This is a genomic window from Halopseudomonas litoralis (genome assembly GCF_900105005.1).
In the GTDB taxonomy this organism is placed as follows: Bacteria; Pseudomonadota; Gammaproteobacteria; order Pseudomonadales; family Pseudomonadaceae; genus Halopseudomonas; species Halopseudomonas litoralis.
On record NZ_LT629748.1, the window covers coordinates 2,864,158 to 2,882,063 of the forward strand.

Annotated in this window: 15 protein-coding genes and 1 tRNA gene; 11 read left to right on the forward strand and 5 right to left on the reverse strand. The window is 60.0% G+C overall.

All coding sequences use genetic code 11. The features are described 5' to 3' along the window. Positions 1-42: 42 nt before the first annotated feature. From BLU11_RS13790 to BLU11_RS13800, 3 genes are all read left to right on the forward strand, one after another. On the forward strand, positions 43-1,314 hold the full coding sequence (locus BLU11_RS13790) for a YeaH/YhbH family protein (RefSeq protein WP_090274330.1): 1,272 nt from the start codon (positions 43-45) through the stop codon (positions 1,312-1,314). Next, positions 1,311-2,864: a SpoVR family protein gene (locus BLU11_RS13795; protein ID WP_090274333.1), complete on the forward strand. Its 1,554-nt coding sequence runs from the start codon at positions 1,311-1,313 to the stop codon at positions 2,862-2,864. Before BLU11_RS13790 ends, BLU11_RS13795 begins: the two co-directional genes overlap by 4 nt. 95 nt (positions 2,865-2,959) lie before the next feature. Then, the gene (locus tag BLU11_RS13800) at positions 2,960-4,204 is read left to right on the forward strand and encodes a multifunctional CCA addition/repair protein (RefSeq protein WP_090276508.1); all 1,245 of its coding nucleotides are present in this window, start codon (positions 2,960-2,962) and stop codon (positions 4,202-4,204) included. Between the two features lie 116 nt (positions 4,205-4,320). Here BLU11_RS13800 and folK read toward each other — a convergent pair whose 3' ends face one another. Next, on the reverse strand, positions 4,321-4,881 hold the full coding sequence (gene folK / locus BLU11_RS13805) for a 2-amino-4-hydroxy-6-hydroxymethyldihydropteridine diphosphokinase (protein ID WP_090274335.1): 561 nt from the start codon (positions 4,879-4,881) through the stop codon (positions 4,321-4,323). Beyond that, positions 4,878-5,240, reverse strand: a complete 363-nt coding sequence (folB, locus tag BLU11_RS13810) for a dihydroneopterin aldolase (RefSeq protein ID WP_090274337.1) — start codon at positions 5,238-5,240, stop codon at positions 4,878-4,880. Before folB ends, folK begins: the two co-directional genes overlap by 4 nt. Before the next feature lie 56 nt (positions 5,241-5,296). Between folB and plsY the strand changes: the two genes are divergently transcribed. Beyond that, the gene (gene plsY, locus BLU11_RS13815) at positions 5,297-5,881 is read left to right on the forward strand and encodes a glycerol-3-phosphate 1-O-acyltransferase PlsY (protein WP_090274339.1); all 585 of its coding nucleotides are present in this window, start codon (positions 5,297-5,299) and stop codon (positions 5,879-5,881) included. Position 5,882: 1 nt separating this feature from the next. Here plsY and tsaD read toward each other — a convergent pair whose 3' ends face one another. After that, positions 5,883-6,914: a tRNA (adenosine(37)-N6)-threonylcarbamoyltransferase complex transferase subunit TsaD gene (gene tsaD, locus BLU11_RS13820; RefSeq protein WP_090276510.1), complete on the reverse strand. Its 1,032-nt coding sequence runs from the start codon at positions 6,912-6,914 to the stop codon at positions 5,883-5,885. 223 nt (positions 6,915-7,137) lie between these two features. Between tsaD and rpsU the strand changes: the two genes are divergently transcribed. The 5 genes from rpsU (at position 7,138) to BLU11_RS13845 (ending at position 14,173) form a co-directional block, all read left to right on the forward strand. Further along, entirely contained in the window at positions 7,138-7,353 is a 216-nt protein-coding gene (rpsU, locus tag BLU11_RS13825; protein ID WP_090274341.1) for a 30S ribosomal protein S21, read from the forward strand. Between the two features lie 262 nt (positions 7,354-7,615). Then, on the forward strand, positions 7,616-9,487 hold the full coding sequence (dnaG, locus tag BLU11_RS13830) for a DNA primase (RefSeq protein ID WP_090274343.1): 1,872 nt from the start codon (positions 7,616-7,618) through the stop codon (positions 9,485-9,487). Positions 9,488-9,575: 88 nt separating this feature from the next. After that, the gene (rpoD, locus tag BLU11_RS13835; protein ID WP_090274345.1) at positions 9,576-11,432 is read left to right on the forward strand and encodes an RNA polymerase sigma factor RpoD; all 1,857 of its coding nucleotides are present in this window, start codon (positions 9,576-9,578) and stop codon (positions 11,430-11,432) included. 166 nt (positions 11,433-11,598) lie between these two features. Next, on the forward strand, positions 11,599-13,983 hold the full coding sequence (locus BLU11_RS13840) for a penicillin acylase family protein (RefSeq protein WP_197674199.1): 2,385 nt from the start codon (positions 11,599-11,601) through the stop codon (positions 13,981-13,983). 113 nt (positions 13,984-14,096) lie between these two features. Continuing rightward, positions 14,097-14,173, forward strand: a tRNA-Ile gene (locus BLU11_RS13845). A gap of 46 nt (positions 14,174-14,219) precedes the next feature. On the opposite strand, the gene BLU11_RS13850 is transcribed toward BLU11_RS13845, so the two are convergent. Then, positions 14,220-15,395 carry an MFS transporter gene (locus BLU11_RS13850; RefSeq protein ID WP_090274347.1) on the reverse strand — a complete coding sequence of 392 codons (1,176 nt, stop codon included), beginning with the start codon at positions 15,393-15,395 and terminating at the stop codon, positions 14,220-14,222. Positions 15,396-15,492: 97 nt separating this feature from the next. Here BLU11_RS13850 and BLU11_RS13855 point away from each other — a divergent pair, with 97 nt between their 5' ends. Together BLU11_RS13855 and BLU11_RS13860 are read left to right on the forward strand one after the other, a co-directional pair. Beyond that, a complete protein-coding gene (locus BLU11_RS13855) occupies positions 15,493-16,203 on the forward strand; it encodes an AzlC family ABC transporter permease (protein ID WP_090274349.1) in 711 nt (236 codons plus the stop codon). Next, complete coding sequence (locus BLU11_RS13860) at positions 16,200-16,508, forward strand: AzlD family protein (RefSeq protein WP_090274351.1); 309 nt, start codon at positions 16,200-16,202, stop codon at positions 16,506-16,508. Before BLU11_RS13855 ends, BLU11_RS13860 begins: the two co-directional genes overlap by 4 nt. Before the next feature lie 27 nt (positions 16,509-16,535). Here BLU11_RS13860 and BLU11_RS13865 read toward each other — a convergent pair whose 3' ends face one another. After that, entirely contained in the window at positions 16,536-17,900 is a 1,365-nt protein-coding gene (locus tag BLU11_RS13865) for a sensor histidine kinase (RefSeq protein ID WP_090274353.1), read from the reverse strand. Positions 17,901-17,906 lie beyond the last annotated feature (6 nt).

The following is a 17,906-nucleotide window of genomic DNA, read 5'->3' on the forward strand; positions in this document are numbered from 1 at the left end:
CTGAGGTACGGCATGAAGCCGGCCCTCCCCCGGAGGGGCATTATGAGCTATGTGATCGACCGTCGTCTGAACGGCAAGAACAAGAGCACGGTCAACCGCCAACGCTTTCTGCGCCGTTACAAGGCGCATATCAAGAAGGCAGTGGAAGAGGCGGTAGGCCGCCGCTCCATCACCGACATCGAACATGGGGAGCAGATCAGCATTCCCGGGCGGGATATTGATGAACCCATCTTTCATCACGGCCCCGGCGGCCGGCAGACCCGCGTTTTCCCCGGCAACCGCGAGTTTTCCACCGGTGATCGTATCGCCCGCCCAGAAGGAGGCGGCGGCGGAGGTGGCGGCAGTCAGGCCGGCAATTCCGGCGAAGGCGAAGATGACTTCGTCTTCCAGATAACCCAGGAGGAGTTTCTCGACTTCATGTTCGAGGACCTGGCGCTGCCCAACCTGATCAAGCGACACCTGACCGGCACTGATACCTTCCGCACCGTGCGCGCCGGCATCAGTCAGCAGGGCAACCCTTCGCGCATCAATATCGTACGCTCCATGCGTGCAGCCCAGGCCCGCCGCATCGCCTTGAGCGGGGGCAGCCGGGCGCGACTGCGCGAGGCGCTCAAGGAACTGGAGCAGCTGCGGTTGCAGCAGCCCGACAATCTGGGTGACATTCAGGCCCTGGAGCAGGAGATCGAGCAGCTGCGCAGCCGTATCGATCGCGTGCCCTTCCTGGACACCTTCGACCTGCGCTACAACCTGCTGGTCAAGCAGCCCGATCCCAGCTCGCGGGCGGTGATGTTCTGTCTGATGGACGTGTCCGGCTCCATGACTCAGGCCACCAAGGATATCGCCAAGCGCTTCTACATCCTGCTGTATCTGTTCCTGCAGCGTAACTATGAACGCATCGATGTGGTCTTCATCCGCCACCACACCAGCGCCAAGGAAGTCGATGAGGAAGAGTTCTTCTACTCGCGGGAAACCGGGGGCACCATCGTTTCCAGTGCCCTGCGGATGATGCAGCAGATCATTGCCGATCGTTACTCGCCCGAAGAATGGAACATCTATTGCGCCCAAGCCTCCGACGGTGACAACTGGAACGACGACTCGCCGATCTGTCGCGAGCTGCTGATCCGTCAGTTGATGCCGGCTATGCAGTACTACTGTTACGTCGAGATCACACCGCGAGAACATCAGGCACTATGGTATGAATATGAGCAGATTGCCGAGTACTTCCCCGACAGTTTTGCACAGCAGCAGATTGTCGACGCGGGGGATATCTACCCGGTGTTCCGCAAGTTGTTCCAGAAGAGGATGGTCACATGATCCGACAGCCCATCTCCACCGAATCGGAATGGACCTTCGACCTGATCCGCGAGTATGACCGCGAGATCGGTCGTATCGCCTGTGATGTCTATGGCCTGGATACCTATCCCAATCAGATCGAGGTCATCACCGCCGAGCAGATGATGGACGCCTATGCCTCAGTGGGCATGCCGCTGGGCTATCATCACTGGTCCTATGGCAAACACTTTCTGCATACGGAAAAGCACTACCAACGTGGGCAGATGGGTTTGGCCTACGAAATCGTGATCAATTCCGACCCGTGCATTGCCTATCTGATGGAAGAAAACACCATGACCATGCAGGCGCTGGTCATTGCCCATGCCTGCTACGGTCACAACTCCTTCTTCAAGGGCAACTACCTGTTCCGCAGCTGGACCGATGCCGGCTCCATCATCGACTATCTGGTGTTTGCCAAGCAGTACATCAGCGAATGCGAAGAGCGATACGGCATCGACGCGGTGGAGGACCTGCTGGACTCCTGTCACGCCTTGATGAATTACGGCGTGGACCGCTACAAGCGGCCCTACCCGGTTTCGGCCGAAGAAGAACGCCGCCGGCAACGCGAGCGCGAAGAATACCTGCAACGTCAGGTCAACGATTTGTGGCGAACCATTCCGGTCAGCCCCGACGCCCATGATCGGCACCACGAAGAGTCGCGATATCCAGCAGAGCCCCAGGAAAACCTGCTGTACTTCATCGAAAAGAACGCACCGCTGCTTGAGCCGTGGCAGCGTGAGGTGGTGCGCATCGTGCGCAAGGTGGCGCAGTATTTCTACCCTCAACGCCAGACCCAGGTGATGAATGAAGGCTGGGCCACCTTCTGGCATTACACCCTGCTCAACCACCTGTATGACGAAGGCAAGGTGACTGATGGCTTCATGATGGAGTTTCTGCAGTCGCACACCAGCGTTATCTATCAACCGCCTTTCGACAGCCAATGGTTCAGCGGGGTCAACCCCTACACTCTGGGCTTTGCGATGATGCAGGATATCCGCCGCATCTGCGAACACCCTACCGCCGAAGATCGCGACTGGTTCCCTGATATCGCCGGCAGCGACTGGCTTGAAACAATCAAGTTTGCCATGCGCACCTTCAAGGATGAAAGCTTCATTCTGCAGTATCTGTCGCCCAAGGTGATTCGCGATCTGAAACTGTTTGCCATCGTCGACGATGAGCAGGACGATCATCTGCAGGTGGCAGCCATCCATGACGATGCAGGCTACCGTCGAGTGCGCGAACTGCTCGCCGCCCAATACAATCTGGGCAACAACGAGCCGAATATCCAGGTATGGAAAGTGGACCGCCGGGGCGACCGGTCACTGTCCCTGCGTCACCAGCGCTATGAAGGCAAACCCTTGGGCGAAACCACCGAACGCATGCTGAAGCATCTGCATCGGCTATGGGGATTCGACATTCATCTGCAGAGCCTGGATGGCGATACCGTCAAAAGCGAGTCCCATATACCGCCTCGCCCAGCCAGCAACGAGGTGCCGATACCGCGCTTCGATATGAACATCCCGCCGATCTGAGCAGGCTGGCGGATCGATAGAAGCTTTTGAAGAACACCTGAGAGCGTTTTCAGAGGATTCTTGGCCTGCCAGGCACAATGCCTTACAGTCGCGCCATGAAAACAGATTTCAATACCTATCTGGTCGGCGGGGCCGTCCGCGATCAACTGCTGGGGGTGCCCTGGCACGAGCATGACTGGGTTGTGGTTGGTGCCACCCCCGAACAGCTGGTTCACGCTGGCTTCCGTCCGGTCGGGCAGGATTTCCCCGTATTCCTGCATCCACGCACCGGCGAGGAGTACGCGCTGGCCCGCACCGAGCGAAAAAGCGGCCGCGGCTATGGTGGTTTCACCTTCCATGCCACCCCGGACATCACTCTGAAACAGGACCTGCAACGCCGCGACCTGACCATCAACGCCATGGCCATGGACGATGCTGGCGTGGTCATTGATCCCTATGGTGGCCAGCAGGATCTGAGTGCGCGGCTCTTGCGTCATGTCTCCCCGGCATTTGCCGAAGACCCGCTGCGGGTACTGCGGGTGGCGCGCTTTGCTGCGCGCTATGCGCCGCTGGGATTTCGTGTAGCAGATGAAACCATGCAGCTGATGCGCGAACTGGCAGAGTCCGGCGAACTGCAGGCACTCACCGCCGAGCGCACCTGGAAGGAGATCAGTCGTGCGCTGATGGAGAGCCGACCCGAGGTATTTATCCGGGTGCTGCATGAGTGCGGCGCACTGGCAGAATTGTTACCGGAAGTGGACTGTCTGTTCGGCGTGCCGCAACCCGAAGCGCACCATCCCGAGGTGGATACCGGCGAGCACGTATTGCTGGTGCTGCGCAAAGCCGCCGAGATGGACCTACCGCTGCCGGCACGCTGGGCCTGTCTGCTGCATGACCTGGGCAAGGGACGCACGCCCGAGCATTTCTGGCCCAAGCACCATGGTCACGAAGCCAAGGGGCTGGCGGCGGTCAAAGCAGTCAATCAGCGCTGCAAGGCGCCGCGTGATTGCCAGGAACTGGCGCTGTTGACCTGCGAGTATCACACCCACTGTCATCGTGCTCTGGAATTGAAACCCGGCACCCTGCTCAAGCTGTTCAAGACGTTCGATATCTATCGCCGGCCGGAGCGGTTCGAGCAGTTTCTCGGTGCCTGTGAGGCCGATGCCCGTGGCCGCACCGGACTCGAACAGCGGGACTATCCCCAGGTCGACTATTTGCGGGCCGCTGCCACAGCCGCCCGCTCGGCGGATGTAAAAACGCTGCTGGAACAGGGGTATCAGGGCGCCGAACTGGGTGCGGCGCTGGAGCAGGAAAGATTGCGGCTGATTGCAGAACACAAACAAGGGCAGGCAAACCAGTAAGCCGCAGGATTGCGAGCTGATCCTGATCGCCGGGCTGGTACTGCACTGTGTTTGCGGAAGGCCCGACCCGGGGCGACAGTGTCCGCAAGCACGCCTGCGTCGCTCTCAGAGGTCGCTCAAGCCACACCGCTTCCCGGGGCGGGACTGACGGCCAGCCGCTGACGCAGCAACAGATCCGGCGTCAGCGACTGGCCACGCCAATCGAACGCCACCGGCCAGACCTTCTGATTCCCACGCCAGCCAGCCCAGAGATCGGCATGGGTCTGCTGCCCGCCGGGGAGTGGTGCATGCGGTGCCAGCAACGCCAAGGGCCACAGCACAAAGGCGTTGCGCCGCACTTCAGGTCGAGGCAACGTAATGCCGTGGTGCTCGCCGGTAAGGTCGCCATACACCAGAATATCGATATCCAGGGTAATCCGACCCGGAGAGAACTGCTGACGCCGACCACACGCCGCTTCAATCGCCTTGAGCGCGGCCTGCAGGTCAACCAGTTCCAACTGACACTCCGCGCCAACCACCATGTTGTAGAAGCGTGTGCCGAGAATGCCCACCGCATCGCTTTCAAACACCGGGGAGAGATCCAGCGGTCCGAGCAATTGTTCGAGTGCATCCAGCCCCCGACGCAAATGGTGTTCGCGCTCGGTGTTGCTGCCCACACCAAGAAAGATGGCTGTCATGCTGGACGCTGTCCGCGCTCGATGATCACGCCCACACCACCACCGGCCTCCTTCACCGCACCGGGTTTGGTAACCGTCAGTCGTACCCAAGGCACGTTGAATTCATCCAATACCAGCGCTGCGACCCGCTCGGCCAGAGTTTCTATCAATTCGAAGTCAGTCGATGAGACATAGTCCAGCAGTCGCTGGCTGACCGCGGCATAATCCAGCGCCTGATTCAAATCATCATCCGCCGCAGCCGCACGAATGTCCCAAGCCATATCCAGGTCAAACAGCAGGCGCTGACGGATGGTGCGCTCCCAATCGTAGACACCGATTACAGTCTCGACTTCCAGCCCTCTGATAAATACCTGATCCACCCTTTTCTCCCGTGTCGACTACAATGGCCTTTCGATCAACCTCGGCCAGGCGCACCATGACCGTTGAATTCAACCTGTTGCTGTGTGTGGCATATCTGCTCGGCTCGGTTTCCTTTGCCGTGCTGCTCGCCCGCCTGCGCCACCAGCCGGATCCGCGCCATTTCGGCTCGGGCAATCCGGGCGCCAGTAACATGCTGCGCCTGGGCAACCGCCCACTGGCCTTGGCCACCCTGCTCGGCGACATGGGCAAGGGCGCCCTTGCCGTCTGGCTGGCCAGCCAGGCCGGGCTGGAGCCGGTCCAGCTGGCTTGGGTCGGTCTCGCCGCCGTCGCTGGCCACATCCTGCCGCTGTATCACCGTTTCCATGGCGGCAAGGGCGTGGCCACCGCTGCTGGCGTGTTGCTGGTGCTGGCCTGGCCCGCCGCTGCGGTAGCTGCGCTGGCCTGGCTGAGCGCCTTCGCCATCCGCAGCATTGCTTCGCTCGCCTCGCTGGTCGCCTGTGTCGTTCTGCTGCCCTGGCTGGCCTGGCACAGCCCCGAATTGCAGCTGCCAGTGAGTCTCATGGTACTGATGATACTGCTGCGCCACAGATTGAATATCGGCCGCTTGCTGGCCGGCAACGAAAACCGTTTCCGCCACTGACTCAGCTGACGATAGACGGCAACTGTTCAAGCGGCCAGCGGGCACGCGTAACCAGTCCCTCACGGTCCTGCTGTCCCGCCAGCAGCCGCTGGCAACCCGCGTAGGCGATCATGGCGCCGTTATCGGTGCAGAATTCGGTTCGGGCATAGAAGAGTTCGCCCTTGAGTCCGCGGGCCATGGCTTCCAGCGAAGCACGCAGGCGACGATTGGCACTCACCCCCCCGGCAATCACCAGCCGCTTGAAACCGGTGGCCTGGAGTGCACGACGGCATTTGATGGTCAAGGTTTCGACCACCGCCTGCTCAAAAGCCAGAGCAATATCGCAACGTGTCTGCTCGCTGTCATCACCCTCGGCAACACAGCGCTGCCAGGCGGTCAACGTCGCGGTTTTCAGGCCACTGAAGCTGAAATCCAGCCCCGGCCGGTCAGTCATCGGGCGTGGAAACACGAACCGACCCGGCTGGCCATGTTCGGCAAGGCTGGCGATTTCCGGACCACCGGGGTAGCGCAGCCCCATCAACTTGGCAGTTTTGTCGAAAGCCTCGCCCGCTGCATCATCCAGCGATTCGCCGAGCAGCGTGTATTGACCGATGCCATCCACCTTGACCAGCTGTGTATGGCCACCGGATACCAGCAAGGCAACAAAGGGAAAGGCCGGCGGCTGATCTTCAAGCATGGGCGCCAGCAGATGACCTTCCATGTGATGCACGCCCAATGCCGGCACCTGCCAGGCAAACGCCAGCGCCCGCGCGAAGGCGCCGCCCACCAACAGCGCGCCCACCAGTCCCGGGCCGGCGGTATAGGCGATACCGTCCACCTCGCTGACTGTTACACCTGCGCGCTCCATCACTTCCCGCATCAGCGGCACCAGGCGCTTCACATGATCCCGCGAGGCCAGCTCGGGGACCACGCCGCCATACACGCGGTGCAGATCGATCTGGCTGAACAAGGCGTCCGCCAGCAGGCCGCGTTCGCTGTCGTACAGCGCAACGCCGGTTTCATCACAGGAGGTTTCAATACCCAGAACACGCATGGAGTCAGGAATGCCGGTCAGCTTGGAAATGAGGCGTGCATGATAATCCCCATGATCCACGCAGACCAGCCTTTCCTGACCGCGATCTGACTGCCGGCAACGATCAAACGCATCCACCCTTTGCATTTCTCCACCGAAGGCGGTAACATCCGCTCCCCTTGAAATGCAATCGCTCTGATCCTTGTCGGGGCTATTACTCACAGTTTTTTGAGAAAGGTACGAAATGCCTGCCGTCAAAGTAAAAGAGAACGAACCCTTCGACGTGGCCCTGCGTCGTTTCAAGCGCTCCTGCGAAAAAGCTGGCGTCTTGGCTGAAGTCCGCCGTCGCGAGTCCTACGAGAAGCCCACTACTGAGCGCAAGCGCAAGGCAGCTGCTGCTGTCAAGCGTCACGCCAAGAAGCTGCAGCGCGAAAACCGTCGTCGCGAGCGTCTGTACTGAGTTCAGCTGCGACGTCCTGTCGGGCCTGACATCAGGCCCGCCGAGCAAGCGGCTTATCGCTGTATCGGCAGGACAGAAGTGATTAGTGCACACATTGGTCCGGCCTTCCGGTAATACTGGAAATGGCTGGATTTCTGTGTTGCTTTTGCATGCTATCATCTTGCCCCGATAGCCGCTTGCCCAACGCCTGCCTTCATGCCGTTGTGGCAGTCTCAGGGTCCTCGGCCCTGATATCCATTTCCACGTTTGCAAGGCAGCATGCATGGCCGGGCTGATCCCACAGGGTTTCATTGACGATCTTCTTGGACGCACCGATGTGGTCGAGGTGGTCGGCTCACGCCTGAAACTCAAGAAGACCGGCAAGAACTACTCGGCACTGTGCCCCTTCCACAACGAAAAATCGCCCTCCTTCAGTGTCAGCCCCGACAAGCAGTTCTATTATTGCTTCGGCTGCGGCGCTGGCGGCAATGCCATTGGCTTCCTGATGGATTTCGAGCGCCTGGATTTCCCCCAGGCCGTCGACGAACTGGCACGCCAGGCTGGCGTGGAAGTGCCTCGCGAAGATAGCGGCGGCAACCGCGGCCCACGGCAAACGCGTCAGGACAGTCCGCTGTATCCCGTACTGGAAAATGCCGCCGCCTATTATCGGCAGCAGCTGCGCCGCCATGCCCAGCGCAAGCGGGCGGTGGAGTATCTGCAGCAGCGCGGCCTCAGCGGTCAGATCGCCAAGCTGTACGACCTCGGTTTCGCTTCGCCTGGCTGGAATAACCTGATGGGACATCTGGCCACTGACAACAGTGAAGAGAAGCTGCTGATCGAAGCCGGGCTGGTGGTGGAGAACCCCGACAGCGGCAAACGCTACGATCGCTTCCGCGACCGGATCATCTTTCCCATCCGCGACAGCCGCGGCCGGGTGATCGGCTTCGGCGGTCGGGTACTGGGCGACGACAAACCCAAGTACCTCAACTCACCCGAGACCCCGGTTTTTCACAAGGGCCGGGAACTGTATGGGCTGTATGAGGCCCGCAAGCAGAACCGCCAACTGGACGACATTCTGGTGGTGGAGGGCTACATGGATGTCATCGCCCTGGCCCAACACGGCGTGACCAATGCCGTCGCAACCCTGGGCACGGCCACCAGCGAAGAGCACCTCAAGCGCCTGTTCCGTATCGTCAACAGCGTGGTGTTCTGCTTCGATGGTGACAATGCCGGCCGTCAGGCCGCCTGGCGTGCATTGCAATCCTGTCTGCCAGTACTGGAAGACGGTCGCCATGTGCGCTTCATGTTCCTACCCGATGGCCAGGATCCGGATAGCCTGATCCGCAGCGAAGGCCACGACGCCTTCCGCGCGCGCATGGTGCAGCAAGCCCAGCCCCTGACCGAATATCTGTTCCGTCATCTGGCTGAAGAAGCGCCGCCGGACAGCCTGGAAGGCAAAGCCCACCTGGCTACCCTGGCGCTGCCACTGATTGAACAGATCCCCGGCAGCCTGCTGCGCCGCCTGTTGCGGCAGTCCCTGGAATCGCGCACCGGGATGGACCTGGATAGCCTGCCGACGTCAGAACCGGCAAGTCCGCCCAGCATCGACTACGATTATGATTATGGCTCTGAGCGCCAACTCAATGAAATGCCCGACTGGGCCGCTCCAGCGCCGAGCGCAGCGCCCAGTCGCACTCAACGCCGCCCCCAGAAGCGCGAGCGCAGCGCAGTGGAAAGCCCGGTCATGGGCGCCACCCGCACGCTGCTGCATCACCCGCATCTGGCCGGCCTGGTGAAACAGGCCAGACAGTTGGCCAATGAGGATGACGAAGAGGCGCAGCTGCTGATTGCATTGATCGACGCCCTGCAGAAAAACCCGCAGCTGTCGACAATAGAGTTATTGGCCAGGTGGCATGGAACAGCCTTGGGAGACCAGCTCAACCAGCTGGCAGAAAAGGAATGGCTGCTGAATATTCCCAGCGCCAACCTTGAACAACAGTTTTTCGACACCATAAACATACTGATGGCAAGGCAAACCGACCGTCAGATTCAATACCTCCTCGACAAGTCGGCCCAGGCCCCACTCACCGCCGAGGAAAAACAGCTGCTGCGGGAGCTTCTGAGCAGAAGACATACACCAACTGTCGGAACCTGACAATCAGGCAAACTGGCAAGACACCCTGATTTCAGGGTATAATCCGCAGCTTACTTTTTGCACACCTAGGCATTCACATAGGGTTGTTATGTCCGGAAAAGCGCAACAGCAATCCCGTCTCAAAGAGCTTATTGCCCGCGGTCGCGAGCAAGGCTACTTGACCTACGCGGAAGTCAACGACCATCTGCCTGAGGATATCTCAGATCCGGAACAGGTTGAAGACATCATTCGCATGATCAACGACATGGGAATCACAGTCTTTGAGGCTGCACCCGATGCCGATGCTCTTCTGCTGGCCGATAACGATGCCGATGAAGCCGCCGCTGAAGAAGCTGCCGCTGCTCTGGCCGCCGTGGAAAGCGACATCGGCCGGACAACCGACCCGGTGCGCATGTACATGCGCGAGATGGGTACCGTCGAGCTGCTGACCCGCGAAGGTGAAATCGAAATCGCCAAACGCATCGAGGAAGGCATCCGCGAAGTCATGGCGGCCATCTCCATGTTCCCCGGCACCGTCGAAGGCATCATTACCGACTACCAGCGCATCGCCGAAGAAGGCGGTCGCCTGTCGGATATCTTCAGCGGTTACATCGACCCTGACGATGACGGCATGTCCGGCACTGACAATGCCATTGTGCCCGGCGAAGCCACCAAGGCAAAGAACGACAAGAAGTCGGACGACGACGAGAACGAAGAAGAAGACGACACCGAAGAAGAGGAAGAAGGTGATGGCGGTCCGGATCCGGAAATCGCCCGTCAGCGTTTTGGCGCCGTCAATGACCAACTGCAGAAAGTCCGCAAGGTACTGAAGAAGCACGCTCGTAACAGCCCGGAAGCCATTGCCGAGCTTGAAGCACTGGCCCTGCTGTTCATGCCGATCAAACTGGTGCCCAAGCAGTACGAAGCACTGGTGGTTCGCGTCCGCAGCACCCAGGACAGCGTCCGCGCCCAGGAACGCGCCATCATGCAGCTCTGCGTGCGTGATGCCCGTATGCCGCGCGCCGACTTCCTGCGCAGCTTCCCCGGTAACGAAACCAATGATCAGTGGGTCGACGGTCTGCTGGCTGACAAGCCGCGCTATGCCGAAGGCCTGGAAGCGGTCAAGGCGGACATCATCCGCGCGCAGAAGAAACTCGTTGCGCTCGAGCAGGATTCTCAGCTGACGATTGCCGAGATCAAGGACATCAACCGTCGCATGTCGATCGGTGAAGCCCGTGCTCGTCGCGCCAAGAAGGAAATGGTCGAAGCCAACCTGCGTCTGGTTATCTCGATCGCCAAGAAGTACACCAACCGCGGTCTGCAGTTCCTCGACCTGATCCAGGAAGGCAACATCGGCCTGATGAAGGCTGTAGACAAGTTCGAATACCGCCGCGGCTACAAGTTCTCGACTTACGCCACCTGGTGGATCCGGCAGGCCATCACCCGCTCGATCGCTGACCAGGCGCGCACCATACGAATTCCGGTGCACATGATCGAGACGATCAACAAGCTCAACCGCATCTCCCGTCAGATGCTGCAGGAAATGGGTCGCGAACCCACGCCCGAAGAGCTTGGCGAGCGTATGGAAATGCCCGAGGACAAGATCCGCAAGGTATTGAAGATCGCCAAGGAACCGATCTCCATGGAAACCCCCATCGGTGACGACGAAGACTCGCACCTGGGTGATTTCATCGAGGACGGCGCCATGGAATCGCCGATCGACTCGGCCACTGTGGAAAGCCTCAAGGAAGCCACGCGCGACGTACTGTCCGGCCTCACTGCCCGTGAAGCCAAGGTACTGCGCATGCGTTTCGGCATCGACATGAACACCGACCACACCCTGGAAGAAGTCGGCAAGCAGTTCGACGTCACCCGGGAGCGGATTCGTCAGATCGAAGCCAAGGCTCTGCGCAAGCTGCGTCACCCGACCCGCAGCGATCACCTGCGCAGCTTCCTCGACGAGTAAGCGCACCGCACCAACAGAACGCCCGGCTTGCCGGGCGTTTTTGTTTCTGCCGCCTGCGGCGAATAAAGTTACCGCTTCGTTCTATGCGACTTTCCCATTTCTCGCCTATTCTGCTTCGGCAGCATCACCCAAACGGGTGTTTGAATAATAACAAGAGGAAAGGAATATGCAGCAGTATATGCAGCGTGGAAGTCTCGCTCAGCTAGGATTGATCAGTACCTTCCTGGTGCTGGGTGCGTGCAAGTTTGGTGGCAGTGGCGGTGGTAGCGATAGCCCTCCTCCCGCCGGCTACAAGGCAACCATCGAACGCACTACCTACGGCGTTCCCCATATTACCGCGGATAACCTCGGAGGCGCAGGCTACGGCCACGGTTACGCCATTGCAGAGGACAACCTTTGTGTACTGGCAGATGCCTTTCTGACCTTCCGTGGCGAGCGCTCACAGTATTTCGGGCCGGATGAACCCGCCTCACCCATGAGCACCTTCGGTTCACCGCCCAATCTGGAAGCGGACTTCTTCTTCCGCTTTGTCGTCGATGATCAGCAGGTCAGTAAATTCAAGAATGCACAGTCCGATGACGTGCGCGAGCTTCTGCGCGGCTTCACTGCGGGTTATAACCGCTACGTAAATGAGATACAGGATGGCCAGCATGCCGGGCGCCACACCGACTGCCGCAACCAGGAATGGCTGACGAGCGTAACCGAAGACGATCTCATGCGCCGGCTCGTTGGGCTCAACCTGGCCGCCAGCAGCGCCAACTGGGTGGAAGAAATCGCCAGCGCGCAGCCGCCGGCCATAGGTGCCACCACGCTGCGCAGCCGCAGCGCTCCGCGGGAGCTGGACATCGACCCGGAACGTTTCAAGCTGGGCCGCAAGAACGGTATCGGCAGTAACACCTTCGCCTTTGGCAGCGATGCTACCGAAACCGGTGAAAGCCTGCTGTTTGCCAATCCCCATTGGTATCACCTGGGCATCGACCGCTTCTATCAGGTGCACATGACCGTCCCCGGCAAATTGGACATCTCCGGCGCCGCCATCATGGGCTCGCCCATGATCCAGATGGGCTTCAACGACGATATCGCCTGGGCACATACCGTCTCCACCGCCTATCGCTTCACCCTCTATCAGTTGCAGCTGGCAAATGGCGATCCTACGCGCTATATCCAGGATGGCCAGGAAAAATCACTGGAGGCGACCGAGATCACCATTCAGGTCAAGCAAGACGATGGTTCGCTGGCGCCCGCTTCCCGCACCTTGTATCGCTCTGTTTACGGGCCGATGATCAATCTCGCCGGTATGGGCCTGCCCGGCTGGAACGAACAGATCGCCTTTACCCTGCGCGATATCAACCTGGAAAACACCCGCTCCTTCGAGAACTTCTTCGCCTGGAATCAGGCGGAGTCGCTGAGCGACTTCTATGACATAACCCGGCAGTACGTCGGCATCCCCTGGGTCAACACCACAGCTATTGGCCGCGACGATGAGCGTGCGCTCTATTCCGACATCACCGCCGTGCCCAACGTACCCGACAGCATGTTGGCTGACTGCCTGGCTCCAGGTCTCGGTCCCGTCGTCATCCAGTTGGTACCGGGCTTGCCGCTGCTGGATGGCACCCGCAGCGCATGCGACTGGCGCACCGACCCCGACTCGAAGCAACCCGGCGCATTCGGCCCCGGCAAACTGCCCAGCCTGTTCTCCACCGACTATGTCGCCAACATGAACGACAGTTACTGGCTGAGCAATCCCGAGCAGCCACTGACCGGTTTTGATGGCATCATCGGGCGCGAGAATTACCCGCAAACCCTGCGCACCCGCATGGGTCATACCCTGGTGAGGGAGCGTTTGACGGGTACTGATGGCCTGAACGGTCACCAGGCCAGCAGCGAGAATATCCGCGATATCGTCCTCAATAGCCGGGTCTACAGCGCCGAGCTGCTGAAAGACGAGGTGCTTGCCAGCGTATGCGACGCGGGCGCACCGGATATCGAGCAGCAGGCCTGTCAGATTCTGGGCAACTGGAATAATACCGGTGAGGTCGACGCGGTCGGTGCGCATATCTGGACTGCATTCTGGGTCAAGTTGCAGGATCTGGAGCTGGATATGGATCTGTACGCTACGCCTTTCGATGCGGCCGATCCAATCAATACACCAGCCGGTTTGAGCACCAGCGGCGCCGTGCAGGACGCTATTCGCGGAGTGTTCTCCGATGCTGTGGCAGAATTGGTCGAAGCCGATATTCCGCTCAACGCCAAGCTGGGCGATATCCAGTTCTTCCTCAAACCGGGCGAGCAGATTTCCCAATATGGTGGCGAAGGTGAGGAAGGTTACTTCACCGTGCTGCGCAATACCTATATGCACGTCGTGGATTTTCCGGAGGATGAACCGGTGCGAGCCTATACCTTCCTGAGCAATTCCCAATCCACCGACCCGACCAGCCCGCATTATGCCGACTACACCGAAGCCTATGCGGCAAAGAACTGGCACCGAGTACCCTTCACCCGAGCGCAAATAGAAGCTGAGCGCATCTCCAGCATCGATATCAGCGAATAGCACCAACCCGGATACAAGGCACCACAGGTGTCTTGTATCTTCCACACCCACTGCAATGCAGCCTAGCCAGAGCCAACCGCAGTACGTATAATCCGCGACTGTTGTAAATAAGTGGGCCTATAGCTCAGTTGGTCAGAGCAGTCGACTCATAATCGATTGGTCGTAGGTTCAAGTCCTACTGGGCCCACCATTTTTCCGGTCATTTCAGACCTCTCGCCGCCCCCTGTATTCCAGTATTACAGCGAAGCAGCGGCCTCAGCCCCCATCTCGTCATCAGTCCTACCCAGCCGCCAGGTCATCACCAGCACCACCAGTGCACCAAAGACCATACAGACCCACGCCCATTGCAGCGATGCCATGGTATCCCTGATGACGCCCGCGAGCAGCGGCATCAACGCCGCTATGGCATAGCCACCACCCTGCACGAACGCCAGCAACGCGCCGGCCTGGGCCGGGGAGTCAGCATGATCCAGGGTGACGATCAGCGACAGCGGAAAGAGGGCACCAATGCCCAGCCCAAGCAAGACGATGGCCGGTAGCATGAGTGATATTGGTGCCAGAATCAGGCAGCCCAGCCCGGCCAGCATCAGCAGAATGACAAAGGTCAGCAGCGGTCGACGATCCGGGAAACGATGCACCAGGGATGACACGGCCAGCCCGGATACCACTTCCATCGCCGATAGCGCGCCGAGCAGGTAGCCGGCGTGGACCGGTGAGCGCCCAAGATCAATGTAGTAGGCCGGCAGCCATGCGAGCACAAGCGTGTAAGCGCTGGTGCCAATACCGAAAAACGCTAACAGGAACCAGGCCCGCGCGTTGCGGTATGGCAGTACGACCCGGTCCGCCGTGCGCTGTCGGCCGCCGGCATAGCGCATCCAGGCAATCAGTGCGAGCAAAGCCGGAATCAAGGCTACGCCCAGTACCAGGCGCCAGCCGCCTATTTCCGCAGCCGGTGCCGCCCCGGCTGCGGCGATCACCGCTCCGCCCATGATGCCGGTGGTAAACAACCCCATGAGCGAGCCTGCCCGCTCGGGGTGGTTTCTTTTCAGCCAGGCGGGCATCAGAGCCTGGACCATGGCGATCCCGGTGCCGGCAACAGCCGCCGAGACGATCAGCCAGGCGGCCGAATCAATCAATAATCGCGCCGCGCTGGCCAGTGTGATCAACAGCATGCCGAGCGCTATTCCCCGCACCTCGCCTACCCAGCGTTGCAGCCACGGTCCGGCAAGAGCACAAACGCCCATCAGAAAAACCGGCAAGGTGGTCAATAGACTGGCCTGGGTGCTGCTGAGCCCGAGATCCTGCTGGAGTATGTCCAGCAACGGCCCGATGGAGGCCATGATCGGCCGAAGATTGAAACCAATAATTAAGGCAAGCCCCGCAATCAGCGAGTACCGGGGAGAGGTCGACATGAGTTATTTCCGGGAGGGGGAACGCGGGCGGTATATTAACATGCCCAATCCAAGGCGTGCGCCATTGGAACCCGATGCAAACCAATGAGAATGCGAGATGCCAGAAAACACTGTAAATCTGTATGAATTCAATCGCCAGGATGTCTGGGCAGGATTCAAGCAGCTTGTACCCATTGCGATTTTTGTCATCGCTTTCGGCGCGGCCTTTGGGCTTGCGGCGACTCAGGCCGGGTTATCGCCTTCCCTGAGCATGTTCATGAGTACGCTGGTGTTCGCCGGTGCCTCCCAGTTCGCCGCGTTGGAGTTGTGGGGCACGCACATTCCGGTAGTTCCGCTGGCCCTTACGGTCTTCGCCATCAATGCCCGCCACCTGTTGATGGGCGCCTCGCTTTACCCGTGGCTGCGTTATTTATCACCGGCCAAGCGGTACGGCATCATGCTGGTGGCGTCCGATGCCAATTGGGTGATGTCGGTACAGGCATTTCATCGCGGGCAGCCAGGCTTCGGACTGCTGTTCGGTGGCGGTCTGGCACTCTGGTCTTTCTGGATTTTCGGCACCTGGCTGGGTATTTATTTTGGCGGCGCCATACAGGACGCGACCCTGTATGGGCTGGACATGGTGATGGGCTGTTTCCTGCTGGCCATGGCGGTTGGCGGCGACAAAAGTATCCGGCTGTGGATTATCTGGGCAATTGCAGCTGGCTCAGCTCTGCTCGCCTACTGGTACCTGCCAGAGAACAGTCATGTCGTGGTAGGCGCCCTGGCCGGCGGTGTGCTGGGTGCGGTGTGGACGGAGAAGCTGCCATGAACATCGAGACAGTTGGTCTTGGCGCGCCGATCATAGTGCTGATCATGGCTGTTGTGACCCTGACGACCCGCTGGGGTGGCGTCTTCGTCATGTCGTTTGTGCCCATCAGCTACCGGGTCAAGCAGTTCATCAGCGCCATGTCCGGTTCAGTGCTGGTAGCGCTGCTGACGCCCATGGCCCTTGAGGGCGATACCAGCGCACGCCTGGCGCTACTGACAACAGCACTCATCATGCTGGTCTGGAAAAAACCCTTGCCTGCCATTGCTGCCGGTATTCTGATGGCTGCAGTTTCAAGACAGTTCTGAACTCGCAGGGAGGTACTGCGCAGCCTGTCAAACCGGATCAGTCTGGCTTACTTCCATGAGCAGAACCTGTAGCGCATTTCCGCGCCCCTGGACGAAACCGGACTGCCCGCCAGCGTTCTCCACAATACGCCGAACAATAGCCAGTCCGAGGCCTGTGCCTGTGCCGCTTCGGCGGCCCTTGCGAAAGCGCTGGAACATGGCTTCCCGCTCTGCCGTCGGCACGCCCGGGCCTTCGTCGGCCACTTCCAACATAATACCTTCGGCACGGCGGCAGACATTAACCTGGACGGTGCCAGCACCGTGCGTCAAAGCGTTATCCAGCAGGTTGACCAGAACTTCACGCAGCTCATCGGTGTTCCCCTGACATCGCAGACTGTCCTCAATATGAACAGTGATGCCACGGCCCTGCGCTTCGAACAACGGCAACAGCGAAGCCGTCACCTCACGGCTCAGGCGCGACAGGTTGGTCTGCTGCTCCGCTCCACCTCGCTCGGTAGCGCCTTCCTGGTGGGCCAGTTCCAGCAACTGGCTGACCAGCCGGCGCAACTGGCGCATCTCCGCTTCCAGCGCGGGCCAATCCAGCTCGCCGCTATGGCGCGCATCCTGCAGCCGCAGATCGAGTACCGCCAAGGGTGTACGCAGTTCATGAGCGGCGTCGGCGATGAAGCGGCGCTCGGCCTCGTAGGCTCGCGCCAGGCGGTCGAGTGCACAATTGGCCGCCACGGCCAACGGATAAAACTCACCGGGCAAGCCTTGCAAGGGTATACGCCGCTCAGGTGTATCCGGACCAATACCTTGCGCCAACCGAGCCGCGCGGCGTACCGGGCGCAGTGTCCAATTGAGCAGTAACAGGATAAGTAGAATGCACAACAGCCCCACCGGCAGCATCAGGATCAGGCTGTGGCGCAGACGTTCCAACAGCAGTTGGTCGAGCATGGCGCGCTCGTTCTGGTCATTGCGCGACACCATCAGAGTCGCGCCATCTGGCAGTCGTACCGGCGCATTGATGCTGTACCCACCATGAGGGCTCCAGCGCCACCAGGATGACTCGGGCGCCAGCGCCGCTGTGCGCAGACGCCGTGGTCGATCCATATAATCGGAGTACCCGAGCAACTGCCCGTCCACCGCATACAGGGTGTACTCCATCTGCCCACCGGCATGATAACGCGGCAACTCGGCCAGAGGCCGATCGCTGGTGAAACCTTCGCTGACTGCTTCAGCCTGCACCAGCAGTACGGCGCGGCGCAGTTCGTCCCGCGTGCCATACATGTGCAAGGCGGACACGCCGAAACCCAGCACGAAGACCAGCGACAGCGCTATCAGCATGCGGGAGCGCAGACGCCGACCGGGCTGTGATCCATTCGTCAGGTTGCTGTCAGCTTGCAGTGGCATATTTGC

Bases quoted from the DNA above. Each gene is read 5' to 3' on its own strand.
- BLU11_RS13790 (WP_090274330.1), top strand. From the start codon at position 43: ATGAGCTATGTGATCGACCGTCGTCTGAACGGCAAGAACAAGAGCACG.
- BLU11_RS13865 (WP_090274353.1), bottom strand. From the start codon at position 17,900: ATGCCACTGCAAGCTGACAGCAACCTGACGAATGGATCACAGCCCGGT.
- BLU11_RS13850 (WP_090274347.1), bottom strand. From the start codon at position 15,395: ATGTCGACCTCTCCCCGGTACTCGCTGATTGCGGGGCTTGCCTTAATT.
- rpoD (WP_090274345.1), top strand. From the start codon at position 9,576: ATGTCCGGAAAAGCGCAACAGCAATCCCGTCTCAAAGAGCTTATTGCC.
- BLU11_RS13800 (WP_090276508.1), top strand. From the start codon at position 2,960: ATGAAAACAGATTTCAATACCTATCTGGTCGGCGGGGCCGTCCGCGAT.
- rpsU (WP_090274341.1), top strand. From the start codon at position 7,138: ATGCCTGCCGTCAAAGTAAAAGAGAACGAACCCTTCGACGTGGCCCTG.
- BLU11_RS13855 (WP_090274349.1), top strand. From the start codon at position 15,493: ATGCCAGAAAACACTGTAAATCTGTATGAATTCAATCGCCAGGATGTC.
- BLU11_RS13795 (WP_090274333.1), top strand. From the start codon at position 1,311: ATGATCCGACAGCCCATCTCCACCGAATCGGAATGGACCTTCGACCTG.
- tsaD (WP_090276510.1), bottom strand. From the start codon at position 6,914: ATGCGTGTTCTGGGTATTGAAACCTCCTGTGATGAAACCGGCGTTGCG.
- folK (WP_090274335.1), bottom strand. From the start codon at position 4,881: ATGACAGCCATCTTTCTTGGTGTGGGCAGCAACACCGAGCGCGAACAC.
- BLU11_RS13860 (WP_090274351.1), top strand. From the start codon at position 16,200: ATGAACATCGAGACAGTTGGTCTTGGCGCGCCGATCATAGTGCTGATC.
- dnaG (WP_090274343.1), top strand. From the start codon at position 7,616: ATGGCCGGGCTGATCCCACAGGGTTTCATTGACGATCTTCTTGGACGC.
- plsY (WP_090274339.1), top strand. From the start codon at position 5,297: ATGACCGTTGAATTCAACCTGTTGCTGTGTGTGGCATATCTGCTCGGC.
- BLU11_RS13840 (WP_197674199.1), top strand. From the start codon at position 11,599: ATGCAGCAGTATATGCAGCGTGGAAGTCTCGCTCAGCTAGGATTGATC.